This window comes from Helicobacter cetorum MIT 99-5656, assembly GCF_000259275.1.
Classification (GTDB): domain Bacteria; phylum Campylobacterota; class Campylobacteria; order Campylobacterales; family Helicobacteraceae; genus Helicobacter; species Helicobacter cetorum.
Genome location: NC_017735.1, coordinates 1,710,354 through 1,726,458, shown reverse-complemented (window position 1 = coordinate 1,726,458; position 16,105 = coordinate 1,710,354). Strand labels below are relative to the sequence as shown.

The window sequence follows — 16,105 nt, the reverse complement described above, 5'->3', positions numbered from 1 at the left end:
GACTATTCCTTCGTTAAAATTCGCCTAGCTTGTTCTAGGGGGGTAATAATATTTGTGTTTATCCATTTTTGATTGAGCCATTCATTAGGCCGCACAAAAACCCCTTGGAGCAACATTCCAAAGTGTAACCCATAAGCCAACCTCAACCCACTATTACCTAGCACTTCTTTATCATTTGAAAAAGGATTTAAATGCGTAAAAAAAGCACACAGCCCTAAGCCATAGCAATTTAATAAGCTATCCCCATAAAAATCTAGCTTCCCCTTAAAAACTCTTTTATAAGCATTATTAAATGCTAATGACAAATCCTTTTTAGGCCTCAAATCCACGCCCAAATGAAAAAACTTAAACAACACTTGTGTGTCCTTTAAAAAACGCCGACTCTCTAAAAAATGCCCCGTGATTTTAAAAGGTTCATTAAAGGGCATAAAAGCTTGAAAGCTTGAAAAATCGCTATAAAACATGCCTTGTTTTAAGGCCATTTGCTCTATATTTGCTAAATCTTTTTGGCGAGCGGTTGAAAGCATTTCTAATAAAGCTTGCTCGTAATTACTCTCACTAAGTTTTTTTTGAAAAATTCCTTGCTTTAAAATCTTGTTTTTCAATAACGCAATATCAATATCTTTTTCTTTCAAATGATGGGTTTTTCGCTTCAATAAAAGGGGGGTGGTGCTAGAGTTATTAGCCTTATCTTTAGCGACAATAAAAGCCTTAAAATCCTTAATTTCATAAGACCATGGCACTAAAGCGACAAAAATATGACGCTTTTGATAGTCTAGCAATCTAAAAGCTTCAAAATCCCTTTTTTTAACCCGCACAAAGACCTTAGACAAATTCCTATCAATTGCTTCAAAAACCACTAATGCACTCCCCCCATAAGCAATGCTTGGCGAATGCGACAAAATAGTAATCAATGGCTTTGTAGTATCTATAGACACTTCACGCTTAAAGCTCGCCTTATTGCCATTAAAGAAATTAGCATAGCTCCAATCGTTAGCTTCAATTTCATAGGTAATACGCTTATTCTCTAACCCCATAATCTCTGGCTTGACTAAAGGCACTTCTAAAGTTTTAGGCTTATCTAACACAAGATTTTCTTTTTCATACAGAACTAAATTATCTTCTGTTACCGCTTTGAGCATATAACTTTTAACGCCTTTTTGAGCAGTTATTTTCACTTTAATGGGTTTTTCTAAATCCCAAAAAAAAGGCTCATTAACCACACCTTCTTCATCATTCAAGCTAAAACTCAGAGCCTTGGGCTTAGTGATACAAGCATTATAGATTAAGTAGCCCACCAACACAATAACACTCAATAATAAAATCCTAAACCCTAAGCTCAAAACTCTCTAGCCCTTAAAAGATATACGCATAATTAACTAATAAAAAACTAGAACGCTTAAACACATTATTTGCTGAAAGGAGCATTCGCTTTTCATTTTCTTTATTTTGATACACAGCCCCTTCTTCTACCCCCATTCTTAAATAGCTAATCGGTAATTTAACCCCTATGTCTAAGCGGTGTTTTCTAAAGAGCGTTAAACTCACTCCCACATTAAAGGTATAATCCACTTCAATAAGAGATTTCCATAAAAAATTAGAGCTTGTATAACCCCCTATAACCAAGTCTCTCCCTACTTGATTAGGCTTATCTTGATAGAGCATAAGCCCTATTCCAAAACCTGCATAAATCCCCAAAAAATGTTTTTTAGTTTTAAAATCAAGGGGCATATCAAACAACAAGTCCGTATTCATAGCCCCCAAAGCATAAAAAAACGAGCCTACAGATTGCTTAAGAGTCATCTCTTTTAACGCCCCACCCCCAAGCAATAAATCCCCATAAAAGCGTGTTCCAAAATAAGGCATAAAATATTTTTGATAGCCAAATTTTGCATAAATCATGCCAATAGGTGCATCAATGATAATATTATTCTTAAACACGCTGACCACATTCACGCCATAGTTATCTAGCATATCCCCATGATAGGAAAAGTCCACTTTCCCATACGCATACCCACCCCCTACAAATACCCCACTTCTTTTATCAGCAATTGAATAGCTTTTTAGCAACTTTTCTTGTTCTTTTAAAGAGACTTTTGGATGCACACGATGCAAATACTCTTCTTCAAATTCATCTTTGTCAATGTCCTTTGTAGAAACACCCTTTTCTATGAGCTGTTGCTTTAAATTGTGAATGTTTTCATCTAATCGTCTGTTTTCTTCTTCCAAATCTTTTTCATTTGTTGCCTGAAGCTTCATAGCTAAAACCACACAAATTAAAAAATATTTGACGCTTATTTTCAACATTCCATCCCTTACAATAAATAGTTATAGCTAATATAATAAACATTAGTGCTTTTAAAGTAATATAAAAATCTTTGTGATGCCTCTTTTAAGGGGGGCATTTTTAAAGCCAATTCAAAACGGTGTTTGAGATTAAGTGTCATGCTCACCCCTAAATTTAGCACCAAGTTAAAACCATTAGGCTGTGAATACCCCTTAATGTCCCTTAACTTTTCAAACATTCCATTCCACCCTACTCCAAGCCCCCCAAATACCCCTAGAGCAAACCTTTTTTCTTTATCAATAGGCTTGTCCATGATTAAGTCCAAGTTCAAACTTGCGATTTGATAGGATGCCAAAGAATTATTCTTAAAGCCTTGCATAGCCCCCCCAAAATATTCTCCATAAAAACGCATCCCACTAAACCCATCAACAAAATATTTTTGATATCCCCCCCTTATCCCATAGACTAACGGATAATTTTGAATGCTCCCTAATTGATTTGAGCGATGAAAATACGCCTTAATCCCCACTTCCCCTAGTAAAACACCCATAAAAAAACCGCTCTTTTCTTGTGCTACTTTATGAGTCAATAAAATCTTTTCTTGCTCATATAATTCCCCTTTGAGCATATAAAGCTGGCGTTTTTTCTTATGGATTTCTTCAGGTGTAATTTGTTTAAAAATCTCTTGTTTGCTCTCTTGATGGTTAGTTTGAGTGGGCGTTTCTGTATGCTTTTCTTCAAGCAAAATTAAGGGGTCGTTTTCTTCAGCATGCAAGATTAGATTCAAACACACAATGAGATTTCTTATTATTTTAGAACACATATTGATACCCAACGCTCGCTATGGCTCCCCACCAAGTTTCTTTTGAAGAACTAGATTGTAAAAAAGGAAAATTATTCATTACTTTAAACTCAAACTCAATGCGATTTTTTTCTAATATAGTCAAGGCTAATCCCACATTAAACGACATTCCCCACTCAGAAGCGTAGTTTACCCCTTGTGCGACTACCCCCAAACCTAAGCCCATATACCCCCCTAGATAAAGGTATTTTCCCACCAGTGGCAAAGGAAAATCTAACAAAAAATCCCCATTGAGCATGACGGATTGAAACCCTACACTCCCAAAATTCGCCCTTTTAGGAACACCCCCATAATATTGAATATACACACGCCTACCGATGATATTAGGCTTAACCAAGCGTGCAAAAAGCGATGGTTTAAAAGTTTGATAGCCAAAACGCACACCATATGCAAACAAGTAATTTAAAATATCACCCGTAATACTAGAACTATTCGTTTTAAGCATGATTTCATGGTTGTAAAAAAATCCAGTATTCACCCCCAAGATTAGCCCACTTTTTGCATTCGCTCGCTTCAAATTCTTAATTAACTCTTCAACTTCTTTGTCCTCATAAGCCTTGTAATACTTGATATATTTGTAATATTTTGGGTCTAGGGTGTCATAATCAACAGCGTTTAACCCCGTGCAAAAACCGACTAAAAATGATAAAATAATATATTTTTTAAAACCCAAAATCTCCATTATCCCTTGAACGCTCTTTTTTAAAATCACTTTCAATTATACTAAAATAATTAGAGTATTAAAATGCCTGGTTAAAAATCTAACAAAATTTTTCTCACCCCACAAAGTCATGCTACAATGTGGCCATATTTGACACTAATAATAGGAATTTATGAAAAATGAGTATGCAAACTGCCCCCACAAAAAAAATCACTCTAAACACCCTTCAAGCCAAAAAAAATCAAGAAAAAATTACCGCCATTACTGCCTATGATGCACTATTTGCTAAAATGTTTGACACCCTAGTAGATGTGATTTTAGTTGGCGATAGCTTGAATATGAGCTTTTTAGCTAAAGAAGACACTTTAAGTGCCACCATGGATATGATGCTCTATCACACCAAGGCTGTGTGTGCAGGTGCTAAGATTCCTTTTGTCATCGCAGATATGCCCTTTGGAAGCTACAAAGATGAAAAAACAGCCTTGAAAAACGCTATTAGAGTTTATAAGGAAACTAAAGCCGATGCAATTAAATTAGAAGGGGGAAAAGAAAAGGCGAGTTTGATTAAAACGCTCACAAACGAAGGCATTATTGTGGTAGGACACATCGGCTTAATGCCCCAATTTGTGCGTCTTGATGGGGGCTATAAAATTAAAGGTAAAAACGAAGAGCAAAAGAAAAAACTTTTAGACGATGCTTTAAGTTTAGAAGAAGCAGGAATAGGACTACTTGTTTTAGAAGGTATAACCACCCCTATTGCAAAAGATATTACTCAAAGAGTTAAAATCCCCACTATTGGCATAGGAAGTGGCAAAGATTGCGATGGACAGATTTTAGTATGGAGCGATATGCTAGGCTTTTTTGATAGCTTTAAGCCAAAATTTGTGCGTGAGTATCTTAATGGAAAAGAATTAGTTCAAAATGCTATCAAACAATACGCTGATGATGTCAAAAATGGCGTTTTTCCTAACGAATTAGAAAGTTATAACTAAATGAAAGAACGACTAGTCAATTTAGAAACTTTAGATTTTGAAACTTCTCAAGAAGTGAGTTTGCGCCCTAATCTTTGGGAAGATTATATCGGTCAAGAAAAAATTAAGAGCAATTTACAAATCTCTATCCAAGCCGCTAAAAAACGCCAAGAAAGTTTAGACCACATGCTTTTTTTTGGTCCGCCGGGTTTGGGTAAAACTTCCATTAGTCATATCATTGCCAAAGAAATGGAAACCAACATCAAAATCACAGCCGCCCCTATGATAGAAAAAAGCGGTGATTTAGCCGCCATTCTCACTAACTTACAAGCTAAGGACATTCTTTTTATTGATGAAATCCACAGACTTAGCCCTGCTATTGAAGAGATTTTATACCCAGCTATGGAAGACTTTAGATTGGATATTATCATAGGTTCAGGCCCAGCAGCTCAAACCATTAAAATTGATTTACCCCCTTTCACTTTAATAGGGGCTACTACTAGAGCTGGCATGCTTTCTAATCCTTTAAGAGATAGATTTGGCATGAGTTTTAGAATGCAATTTTATAGCCCTAGCGAATTAACTCTCATCATTAAAAAAGCAGCGTTAAAACTCAATCAAAGCATAGAAGAAGAAAGCGCTAATGAAATTGCTAAAAGAAGTCGTGGCACACCTAGAATTGCTTTAAGGCTTTTAAAAAGGGTGCGTGATTTTGCTCTAGTAAAAAATTCAAGCTTAATGGATTTAAACATTACTTTACATGCTTTAAATGAATTAGGTGTGAATGAACTAGGTTTTGATGAAGCGGATTTGATGTATTTATCCTTGTTAGCTAACGCTCAAGGAAAGCCGGTAGGTTTAAACACGATTGCTGCATCCATGAGAGAAGACGAGAATACTATTGAAGATGTGATAGAGCCTTTTTTACTCGCTAATGGCTATTTAGAACGCACCGCTAGAGGAAGAATCGCTACACCTAAAACTTATACGCTTTTAAAAATCCCTACAACTAATCCTGCAACTTTATTTTAAGGACTTATCTTTTAAAAACATTCTCTCTATGATATTGCATATAATTTTCTCTTTGTATATCCAGTTGCAATTCTTTAATGATTTTATTTTCACTAAGGTTTAGGCGTTTTATATTCATAGGCGAAAGCCAAGGGGAGAGTAAAAGTCTTTTATTTTCATCAAATGAGATAAAGCCTCTATCAAATAATTTGTCATAGGTTGGTGTGAGAATAATTCCATTTTTAGGGTCTATTTTTTCTTTATCATTACATTTAATCCATGGCTTAATGTGTGAAGCGATTAACAAACGCTCATCGTTAACCATAAACGAACACATTCATATGCCAATGGCACAAGACAATGATACAATTTTTAGAACTTTACCCCAAATATTAACGATAGATATATACAAAGTCATGTAAGGGCAAGCCACCGCCACCAGCGGACAAACCACAAAAGAGCCAATCAAAGAGCTACATAACACTGCAATAAATGATTACAGAAATATGAAAGCCACCATGGACTTAATAGACACCGCTAAAATAAGAGATAGAAATGTGAAAGAGCAAGATGCTATTAAATCCTTAATGAAAGTTATACAAGGACAAGGCGAGAAAGATTTAAGCAATTACGAAGTCTTAACAAAAGGCTTAAACACACAAGACAGAGAACGCATAGAATTAAGCATGCTAAATCGCTTAATGCAAGATAGCACACAAGGCGATTTAAAAGTTTTTGATAGTCATAACTTTTTTAACAAGTTAAATGAATTTAAAGGCGGCGTTTTTAACACCCCAAAGGCTAAGGAATATATAGACATAGCTAACGGCTTTCATAAGCTTTTTAAAAATGATTCACAAATAGCTAACAACCTAAAAGCCGCTACTACTAAAAACATTAACCAAGGACTAGCCACCACCCTAAGCGGGGCGGCGAAGTTTTTATGGACTAAGTTTGCTTTAGGGACACTCTATAGAAATGCCCCCGATAGATTTCTAGGGCTAAAGCTACCCAAAGCCCTAAACGAAAGCACCGCAGGAGCCGCTTTAAAATACCACATTAAGCGAGCTTTAGAGAGAAGCTCAAGCGTTGATGAGTTTAGTAAAAACCTTGAATTAAGCGCTAAAAATTCTAAATTTTCAAATGATACCCTTAAGATTATAGATGAATTACAAGGCGGTTTAAATCAAGCTAAACAAGATTTTAAACAAGCCAGCGAGCCAGCAACAAAAGAGCCATTAAAAGCACCCACAAACGATTCCCCTATAAATACAAAAGAGCCATTAAGACAAGCCACACAAGAGCAAGCGAAAGAAATCACAGAGCAAGCCACCAAAGAAGCCCACCTAAATACACAAGAGCCAGCGAGAGAAGTTACAGAGCCAGCTATAAAAGATGCCCATCTAAATCAAGCCACAAACGATGCCCATCTACCACAAGCCACCCAAGAGCCATTAAGACAAGCCACAAACGAAGCCACAGAAAAAGAGATTAAAAACAGAATAAACAACGCTTTAAATAATGATACAGGGCTTAATTTTTCAGATTTGAATTTGAAAAATACAGAAATAAAAGAATTACTATCAAATGAAAAACTACCTACAAAAGGCATTAACGCACCTATTTATGGAAATAATAATCTAAACGATGAAGTCGTAGAGTTTTTACATAAAAACAATAAAAAAATGATTATTGAGAAAATAAGCCCAAGAGAACAAGAATTATTAAAAGACTTGAATTTTAAACACGATGATAATATAAGAGCGAGTTTAGATTATCAAGCGATACAACACATTTTAAAAAAGCATTCAAAAGATACAAATCCTATAACTTACCAAGATATAGCAAACTATAGAAATTTTATTAACAACGCTGATGAAGTTATTAAGACTAAAGACAATAGGGGCAATAATACAATAACAGCGTTTAAGCAAATTAACGGCTATGCAGTGGTGGTTGAAGTTGCATATACAGGCAATAATGAACTAGCTTTAAAAACGATGTATAAGAGCAATGGTAATTATAAAAATAGTAATAGATATAAAGAAGTTTCAAGCGCCTTGCTAACAGAAAATAATCCTGGTTGCACGCCGTGGAGTTTCTCTCTCACGGTGACGCTAAAAACAATCCTACCCAAAAGAACTAATAAAACAAGAAAAAGCCCTAACCCCCCTACAATTAGCAGAGCAAGAAAAACTACAAAAGCAAGCCCTAGAAAAAGAAAAAGCCTTACAAGATTATGAGAGCTACAAAGAAGATGCCCTTAAAAGAGAAGAAGCCCTAAAACAAAAACTAGCATTTGAGAGGGGTAATGCCGGCAATTTAGAGAGCGAGACTAAAATTGAAGTGGGGCAAGATATACCCTTAAAAAAACTAGATTTAGCTAAGAGCAGAGTTAGGTTAAATGACGGCGAGATTTTTGACCTAGATTATGCGATAGTTAAGGCTAAAGACTTAAAACCCAGTTTTACCACAGGCGGAACGCAAAAACGCACGCATATGAATGAAGAACAGATTAAAAACATTGCAGAGAACTTTGACCCACAAAAGATTTTTGGGAGCGGGGGCTTTGAAGATTTGCCGATTATTTTACAAGACGGGCAAGTGATAAGCGGTAATCATAGAATACAAGGCATGCTAAATTTTACGAATAAGAGCCGAGCCGCCTACGATAAAGCGATACAAGACTATTATAATATCACACTAAAGCCAGATGAACTCCTAATTAGAGTGCCACACAAAAACCTTAATAATACAGAGGTTAACAACTTAGCAGCAGGAAGCAATGCGGGGCGATTTAATAGTGAGAGCGACAAGGCGTTGAGCGTTTTAAGCCACTATACACCTAAATTAAAAGAGCTTGATAAAAAGCTAAACGCAGACACCATCCACTCCTTAAAGCGTTTAGTTGCTAGAGATTTAAACTTTGACAAAGCCACAAGCCCAAATGTTAGCGATAGTAATTTAGCTTTGCTAATGTATAACATGCCACGGAGTGAAACCCAAGGCATAGAATTATTAAACAAGTGGCACAAAGAATTTAAAGATGACCCCAAGAGCTATGAAAAAGTTAAAAAAATGTTTATAGATAATGCAGGGAGTTTTCACAATCTAATCCACGATTTAAATTTTCCTAAACTGAGTTTAAACGCTTATTTAAGCGATACACTAGACAGAGCCTTTAAATCTATCAAAGACTATGAAAGCACAACAGAGAGCTTAAAAGCCCTTGCTGATAAACACAGCGCAAGTTCACTAGGTTTTACAGAATATGAAAAAAGCCAGCACAAGAGCGATATAAGCGAAATTTTAGGAGCGGCCTTAGCGCGATTTGCTAGACTTGATGACCCAAGCAACGCCTTATTTGAAGCCCTAAGAAGTGATAACATTAAGAAAGGTTTAAGAGAGCATAACATAGCAGATGATACAAAAGACTTGTTAGGAAGCGATAGAAAGGTTTTTAATGATATTGATATCTACGACTTCACGCATTATCTCTTAAAGCACGATAGAAAACCCAACGAAAACAACCAAGCCCTAAGCCAGCTAACAAGAAACATTAAGGGCTTACAGAAAGATTATTATAAGAGTTTAGAGAAACAAGCCACCAAAGAGCCATTAAAACAAGCCAACGCTTTAAAAGTGTATAATCAAGTTTTTGAAACTAAACCTAAAAATGAAACAATGAAAAAATTAAAAAAACATCATATTACACTAAATGATTTAAAAGAAATCACACAAAGTGAACAATTAAACGCACAAGGCGTGGAATATATCCATAAAAACAAGCATTCATTAAAAACTAATGATATAAGCGAAGAAGAAGCTAAGCTATTAAACTTCAAAGAGCCTAAAAACGCCCACTCTGTGATTGACTACCAAGGCATACAACACGCCTTAAACAAACATGGGGAAAATTCAAGGAGTGTTAAAAACAACTCACAGCCCCCTATAAATTATGATGATTTAGCTAATTATAGAAATATTGTTAAAAACGCCGATGAAACCCTAAAAATCAAAGACAAAGAAGGAGTGAAAATTAATAGCTATAAACAAGTGAATGGCTATTTTGTAGTGGTAGAACAAGTAGGAACAAAAAACAACCGCTTAACATTTAAAACCATGTTTAAAGAGAATGGAAACTATAAGAATGGTAATAGCTGTGAAACACCCCTCGCTAAAGCGAGGAGCTTCCTAACTAAAGCACCCTACTGAATGCTAATACGAAAGGCTTTGCTCTTTAAAGTCTGCAAGGCTATTTCCTAACCCAAGAAGACTTAACCCTTTGCTTAAAATATTACTTGCGGCGTTTATATCTCTATGCTCTATATATCCGCAATTTTGACACAGATATTCTCTATGATTTAATTTAAGCTCGTGGTTGATTTGCCCACAACTATGACAAGTTTTACTCGTATATTGTGGGGGAGCTTTCACTAACAATTTGCCATTATGCTGTTGTTTGTAGTCTAAAAAAGAGATGATTTGATAGAATGAAGTATTTAGTATAGACTTATTAAGCCCACTCTTTTGTTTAACATTTTTGAGTTTGGCTCTTTTGGTCATGTTCTTAATTTGTAAGTCTTCAACTACTATCAATTCAAATTGCTTTGAAAGTTCGCTTGTGATTTTATGGTATCTGTCTAGTTTTTGATAGCTTGATTTATCAAAGGCTTTGTTTAATTTTTTTTGAGTTTTGTAAAAATTACCTCCTAGTTTGATTTTATTTTGTTTAGATTTTAAAACCCTACGGCTTTGTTTTCTTTGTAGTCTTTTAAATTCTTTAGAGTATTTTTTAAAAGAATGTAGTTTAGAATAAGTAGGAATAAGTCGTTTTAGATTGATATTTTCATCTACTTTTAAACCTAGTTCTTTCATGTCTTTTTGGTATTGTTCTAGGTCGGTTAGTTTTTCATATTCTTTTAAATCAACGCTTAAAGCTATATCATAGATATTTAAGTCCACACCGACACAATTTCTAGGCTCTTTAATAGTGTTAAGCTCTTTTTCGTATTCTATGCTAAAACTAACAAAATATTTTTGATGAGAGCAAGAGACTACGATTTGTTTAATCTTAGCATTAAGGGGTAAGTCTCTATGCATACGCATTTTTAAGGGCATTTTCATTAAGTTAAACATCTTAAAGCGTTCGTTAAAGTCTTTGATAGAAAAGCCTTGATTATTCCAAGTAAAACTTTGTTTAGCAAATTTAGAGTTTTTAAATTTAGGAAAGCCCCTATTTTTGACTTTAAAGGCATCTCTTAAGGCTCTTTCTGCATTCATGCGTGATTGTTGAGCGACTACACTACTAAAACTTAAATTCCTAGCTTTTAAATGGTGCTTAATCGCACTATCTAATTCGCTTGATTTTTGCCATTTTCTTTGTTTAGTGGGTAAATCTTTGTTTTTTTCGTATTGCTCTTGTTGTAGATTTAAGCAAATGTTATAGGCTTGGTTATAGACAAAAAAAGAGTGTTGTAATTTGGTCTGTTGCTCTTTGGTAGGATACAAACGAAATTTAAAGCCCTTATTTACTTTCATAGAAAGATTTTAGCATAATTTAGTTAAACTTGGTCTATGAAACAAATTGATAATATTAGACATGGCAGACATTGTGTTTTTTTAATGCATGTGCATTTAGTATTTGTAACTAAATATAGGCGTAAAGCATTCAACAAAGAAGTTATAGACTTTTTAGGTTCTGTATTTGCTAAGGTATGCAAAGACTTTGAAAGCGAGTTAGTAGAATTTGATGGGGAAAGCGACCATGTGCATTTACTTATCAATTATCCACCAAAAGTTAGTGTTAGTAGGTTAGTTAATTCTTTAAAGGGTGTTAGTAGTCGTTTGGTTAGACAACAAAATTTTAAAAATGTTAAAGCTACTTTGTGGGGCAATCATTTATGGTCGCCTAGTTATTTTGCTGGAAGCTGTGGGGGTGCTCCTTTAGAAATCATTAAGCAATATATCCAAGAGCAAGAAACACCACATTAGATTTGCTAACCTTTTGTTTTTAGGTTAAATGACACTAAAAAATAGCCTAACGGCTATTGACGCTTACATCTCCGCCCTAAAGGACGGAGTTTTTCGCTTTGTTGGGATAAAGAAAGCTTAAAAATATTACATGACAAGCAATAACGCAATCTATACAAAAGACAGATACCCAAACCATAACCAAGTTATGATGTTATTTGCTTGTAGTGTTATTATAGCACAAAAAAAACAACATAAAACTTAACCCAAAGGATTAAAAATGTTAAAAAACAAAAGCCTTTTAAATGAAAATCAAGGACAGAAAGAAAATACTTAATCAATATCTTTTAACTTTTTTTGAAAGGAATTAACATGGAAGAAAGACAAAAGCAATTAAACGAGATTAAAAGCATAATCAACGGCACACAAGGGGACTTAAGCAATTATTTAATAGATAGCACAGACGCATTAAATAATAGCACCATAAAAGAGCCACAAGCCACAAACGATGCCCCCCCTAAATAGTCTAAATACACAAGAGCCATTAAGACAAGCAACCCAAGAGCCATTAAAAGACACCATAAAAGAGCCACAAGCCACAAACGATGCCCCCCTAAATAGTCTAAATACACAAGAGCCATTAACAAAGCCTTTAAATATTCTAAACAATCAAAACCAAGCACCCACAAACGATGCCACCCTACCTAAAACAGGAATCGCAAGGCTAGACCAAAAAATCGCACAAAATAAGCTCGACGCATTAGATTATTTAGTGGCTAAGAAGTATTTAGGAATAGATTTAAATGTTACACTAAACGGCAATTTAAACCTAAAAAACGACATGACCCTAAAGAACCCCTCTAAGCCTATTGAAGCCATTAACGCCAACGCAGATAGCATCGATGGTGCGATTAGATTTTTAAAGACCGCAGACAATCAAGCGGGGTTATTATACGGAGCTAACAAATTTTTAAATAAGATTAGCTACGGCTTATTAGGCATGACGCATGGCAACTCTAAGCTACAACAAAGCGAAAATAATATGGTTGCATTAGTCGCAAAGTCTAACGCAGGCGGAAAACCGCCCAGCGAGTATGACAAAAGAGATGCAAAGGATAGCATCGCCTTATGGTTTAGGGGGCAAAAAGAGTTAGGAAGCAAAACCGCCCAATTATTACAAGCCCTAGTGGATAAAAATAAAAACGCCGATACAAGGCTATTAGCGCTAAATGGTATTAACCCAAAAGAGTTTCAAGCTAAAAACTACGCAGCCCTTAAAATTGTAGAAATGCTAAACAAGAATGAAGGCAACTATAACACCAAAGAGCTAGAAAATACTTATAACAACGCATACTCTAACTACATGAAAGGCAACTATAACACCAAAGAGCTAGAAAATACTTATAACAACGCATACTCTAACTACATGAAAGGCAACTAAATGAATACAACAAGATTTATAAGAAACTTTTTAACCTTCAAAGAAGCTTTACAAACGCAAAACTTCAATAACAAGGAATTAAATACGATTTGCTTACAGGCCGCTATTCAAGGCGAACAAATCGCTTTACAAGAGAGCCAAAACAAATTTGCAAAAGAGCAAGCCAAGGCTAGAATGGAATTAGAGTTTTTAAGCATGCAAATGCAACTACAAAGCCAAAAAGCCCAAACATTAAACGCATTGATACAATGTCAAAGCATGCTTAAATCTCTCAAAGACAACGCCGCTATAAACAGAGCCAACGCTTATGTAAGCTTGTTACAAGTAGCAGGAAGCGTGGGGGCGAATAATTTCGCTAATGTAGTTGAAACTATCAATCAAATCGGCATAGAATACACCCACTCAAGCGTGAATAATAATGGCATACAATACAACGGCACAGCAGAAGAAAACGAGCTTAATACAATTCTTAATAAGCTTAGTAATGAACTAGACAAATTAAACGCATTAGGGGATAAAGAGAGCATTCAGTTATTCAGTAATGAATTAGAAGTGCTAGTGAATGAACCCACAGAAATCTGGGGCTTTTCTACTTTAAACAATGCGACTGAAGGCTTTTATAATGCGAATAATGAATTACTAGCAAGCGGTAACTCCTTTTTGTTTAGTAGCAACATAGCAGGACAGCATACAATAACCTTCAAAGCAAGCATAGGCCAAGCGAATGTATCAAAATCTATCACAATAAGCGTTATACAAGACAAGTTAAGGCAAAAACAATGAATATCATTAACCCCCCAACTATTGAATTAAGCCCCCAAGATTTGACTAATAAGGAAGTTTTAGACAACACCATTGACCCCCTATTAGAGAGAATGAAAAAAGCCTTAAATAATTCCACAGACTGGAAAGAACAAGTCTATTTAAGCCTTGATGGAATGAATAGAATCTTAACCACCATAGACATTGCATTTAATTTTGATAAAGAGATACACCTAAATAATGAAAATTTTAAGGCTAAACAGCAGTGGGTATTAGATACCTTTAAGCAGCTACAAAATGCTTTTAATGAATATAAAAGCTATTTTGAAAGCTTTAACCAAACACAACAACAAAACGCCACACAAGGCGTGCAAGAGTTACAAAATAAAATCAATGAATTTGAAGGCGTTTTAGCGCAAGCACAAAACAATGTAAAAGCCGAGTTAAAAACTACATCGCCAGTTGTCTAAGTCATGAGAGCGTAGTCGCTCCCATTAAACGAGACCATTCCAAATTCTGTGTCAAGTAACATATTTATAACCTTTTGAATCTCTAAATACTTCTCTTTAATCTATTCTCAAAGAAAATAGCTAATTGAGATAAGGTTAGACTAGAATTATGAAATAGGCATACCCTATTTAGAAGTAGCGTTTAAAATACCCATATAAAGTAATTTTAATAAAGAATTTTCATTAGGGAAACCCCCTTATAGTTTTAGTTAATTTTTTCAAATTGTCTATGGACTAGCTCAATAATATTAGTCGTATAGATAATCTTTCTAAGCAGGGGGATACTTAAAAAATAAAGAGAGATTATCCCATTTATTTTGCCAAGATTTAAGCACTAAGAGATACTTACTACCCCATTTTTCATTAAGTCTAATAAGCTCACTTTCAGCTATCTCTTTAGTAGAGGCTTGATAGACTAGCTTTAAATCTTTTAGAAATTCCTTTTGATACTTGCTCCCCACAAATTTAATAGAATTTCTAATTTGATGGACTATACAAAGCTGAACTTCTGTTTTAGGAAAAATACTATTGATAGCTTCAGGAAATCCTTTTAAACCATCAACTGAGGCTATAAGAATATCCTCTAACCCTCTATTTCTTAAATCGCTTAAAACACTAAGCCAAAAATTAGCCTCCTTTACTTTCACTTAAATATAATCCTAAAACTTCTTTTTTACCCTCTAAATCTAGTGCTAGAATGGTATAAACCGCCTTAGTAACATACCTACCATCTTCTTTAATCTTATAGTGGATTGCATCTAAATCACACAAAAGGATAGATAGCTTTAAGGAGTCTAATTTGGACATTCTCTTAGCTTGTCTATGATTTTATCTGTAATGGCACTCATAGTGGCTATACTTAACTCTATCCTATAAATTTCTTCAAATATGTTTTACAATATCCTTATAGTTCAATCCTAAGCCATACATAGAGAGTATCCAATCTTTCTATTTCATTAGAGATACTAGTTTGATTTTTTCTTACAATTTGGGGTTCAAAAGTTCCTGCTCTATCTCTTCTTAGTATTTAAAATGAAAGCCCCATCGGTGCTTTTAATAGTCTTAGAAGATTTACCATTCTTACGATTTTTATTGCCCCCTAAAAACCTTAGTGCAATATGGGTTTTTATTGCAACTTTTAGTGCTGCTTCTATAAGTTGTTTAACTAATGGAGCTAAAACACCATCTTTACCACTAATTTTTTTACCTGCTAAAATTTGTTGCACTGCGTTATTAAAATCAAAATTTTGTTCTTGTTCTGTCATAATCAATCCTTTTTGTTATTTTAGTGGATTGACACAGAGTTTTTAATGGACCCCTTTTATGGGCTACCCCCATTACTAGAAAAGAAAAATATTCACACATTCAACCCAACTCTCTTTATCCCTTAGAGAAATTTTTAAAACTTTCTTTAGACTTAAAAATCTAGTCCTAAAAACTACAGAGACTTTAAAAGAAAAAGAAGTCATTAAAGATAAGGCAACTTATTATTTTAAAGAGAATAAAGAAGAAATTTTAAAATACCACAATATGTTTGCTCTACTGATTGAAAAATATCAAAATAGCAAATACGAAATGTGGCACAGATAAATTTGGTGCATAAAGGTTCTTTAAAATCTGATAGTTAG

The 16,105-nt window shown here is 34.7% G+C and carries 15 protein-coding genes and 1 pseudogene; 9 read left to right on the top strand and 7 right to left on the bottom strand.

Annotation, left to right across the window (positions count from 1 at the left end; translation table 11 throughout):
• Positions 1–2: 2 nt before the first annotated feature.
• Genes HCD_RS08135 through HCD_RS08120 form a run of 4 tightly spaced genes read right to left on the bottom strand, consistent with a single transcriptional unit; the run spans position 3 to position 3,822 of the window.
• On the bottom strand, positions 3–1,343 hold the full coding sequence (locus HCD_RS08135; protein ID WP_014660077.1) for a M23 family metallopeptidase: 1,341 nt from the start codon (positions 1,341–1,343) through the stop codon (positions 3–5).
• A 13-nt stretch (positions 1,344–1,356) separates the two neighbouring features.
• Positions 1,357–2,298, bottom strand: a complete 942-nt coding sequence (locus HCD_RS08130) for an outer membrane beta-barrel protein (RefSeq protein WP_411269460.1) — start codon at positions 2,296–2,298, stop codon at positions 1,357–1,359.
• 17 nt (positions 2,299–2,315) lie between these two features.
• Positions 2,316–3,110, bottom strand: a complete 795-nt coding sequence (locus HCD_RS08125; RefSeq protein WP_014660075.1) for an outer membrane beta-barrel protein — start codon at positions 3,108–3,110, stop codon at positions 2,316–2,318.
• Positions 3,100–3,822 carry a hypothetical protein gene (locus HCD_RS08120; protein ID WP_014660074.1) on the bottom strand — a complete coding sequence of 241 codons (723 nt, stop codon included), beginning with the start codon at positions 3,820–3,822 and terminating at the stop codon, positions 3,100–3,102. The genes HCD_RS08125 and HCD_RS08120 overlap by 11 nt, the downstream gene beginning before the upstream one ends.
• Positions 3,823–3,989: 167 nt before the next feature.
• On the opposite strand from HCD_RS08120, the gene panB reads away from it, so the two are divergent.
• Both panB and ruvB read left to right on the top strand, forming a co-directional pair.
• Positions 3,990–4,802, top strand: coding sequence for a 3-methyl-2-oxobutanoate hydroxymethyltransferase (gene panB, locus HCD_RS08115; RefSeq protein WP_014660073.1), 813 nt, complete (start codon positions 3,990–3,992; stop codon positions 4,800–4,802).
• Positions 4,803–5,813, top strand: a complete 1,011-nt coding sequence (ruvB, locus tag HCD_RS08110) for a Holliday junction branch migration DNA helicase RuvB (RefSeq protein ID WP_014660072.1) — start codon at positions 4,803–4,805, stop codon at positions 5,811–5,813. It begins immediately after the preceding gene.
• Between the two features lie 4 nt (positions 5,814–5,817).
• Here ruvB and HCD_RS08105 read toward each other — a convergent pair whose 3' ends face one another.
• The gene (locus tag HCD_RS08105) at positions 5,818–6,117 is read right to left on the bottom strand and encodes an HNH endonuclease (RefSeq protein ID WP_014660071.1); all 300 of its coding nucleotides are present in this window, start codon (positions 6,115–6,117) and stop codon (positions 5,818–5,820) included.
• A 376-nt stretch (positions 6,118–6,493) separates the two neighbouring features.
• Here HCD_RS08105 and HCD_RS09465 point away from each other — a divergent pair, with 376 nt between their 5' ends.
• Together HCD_RS09465 and HCD_RS09210 are read left to right on the top strand one after the other, a co-directional pair.
• A complete protein-coding gene (locus tag HCD_RS09465) occupies positions 6,494–8,035 on the top strand; it encodes a PBECR3 domain-containing polyvalent protein (RefSeq protein WP_227624884.1) in 1,542 nt (513 codons plus the stop codon).
• A gap of 103 nt (positions 8,036–8,138) precedes the next feature.
• Positions 8,139–10,007 (top strand): PBECR3 domain-containing polyvalent protein, encoded by a 1,869-nt coding sequence (locus HCD_RS09210; protein ID WP_014660069.1) that lies wholly within the window; start codon positions 8,139–8,141, stop codon positions 10,005–10,007.
• A 3-nt stretch (positions 10,008–10,010) separates the two neighbouring features.
• Here the strand turns inward: HCD_RS09210 and HCD_RS08090 are convergent, their stop codons facing one another.
• Positions 10,011–11,333 carry an RNA-guided endonuclease InsQ/TnpB family protein gene (locus tag HCD_RS08090; protein WP_014658798.1) on the bottom strand — a complete coding sequence of 441 codons (1,323 nt, stop codon included), beginning with the start codon at positions 11,331–11,333 and terminating at the stop codon, positions 10,011–10,013.
• A 36-nt stretch (positions 11,334–11,369) separates the two neighbouring features.
• Here HCD_RS08090 and tnpA point away from each other — a divergent pair, with 36 nt between their 5' ends.
• The 5 genes from tnpA (at position 11,370) to HCD_RS08070 (ending at position 14,438) form a co-directional block, all read left to right on the top strand.
• On the top strand, positions 11,370–11,786 hold the full coding sequence (tnpA, locus tag HCD_RS08085) for an IS200/IS605 family transposase (protein ID WP_014658764.1): 417 nt from the start codon (positions 11,370–11,372) through the stop codon (positions 11,784–11,786).
• Between the two features lie 351 nt (positions 11,787–12,137).
• Positions 12,138–12,290 (top strand): hypothetical protein, encoded by a 153-nt coding sequence (locus HCD_RS09385; RefSeq protein ID WP_158308565.1) that lies wholly within the window; start codon positions 12,138–12,140, stop codon positions 12,288–12,290.
• Positions 12,274–13,206: a hypothetical protein gene (locus HCD_RS08080; protein ID WP_014660068.1), complete on the top strand. Its 933-nt coding sequence runs from the start codon at positions 12,274–12,276 to the stop codon at positions 13,204–13,206. Before HCD_RS09385 ends, HCD_RS08080 begins: the two co-directional genes overlap by 17 nt.
• Positions 13,207–13,989, top strand: coding sequence for a hypothetical protein (locus HCD_RS08075; RefSeq protein ID WP_014658751.1), 783 nt, complete (start codon positions 13,207–13,209; stop codon positions 13,987–13,989).
• Positions 13,986–14,438 carry a hypothetical protein gene (locus HCD_RS08070; RefSeq protein WP_014660067.1) on the top strand — a complete coding sequence of 151 codons (453 nt, stop codon included), beginning with the start codon at positions 13,986–13,988 and terminating at the stop codon, positions 14,436–14,438. The genes HCD_RS08075 and HCD_RS08070 overlap by 4 nt, the downstream gene beginning before the upstream one ends.
• A gap of 82 nt (positions 14,439–14,520) precedes the next feature.
• On the opposite strand, the pseudogene HCD_RS08065 reads toward HCD_RS08070, so the two are convergent.
• A pseudogene (locus tag HCD_RS08065) lies at positions 14,521–15,742 on the bottom strand (IS256 family transposase).
• Positions 15,743–16,105: the final 363 nt, after the last annotated feature.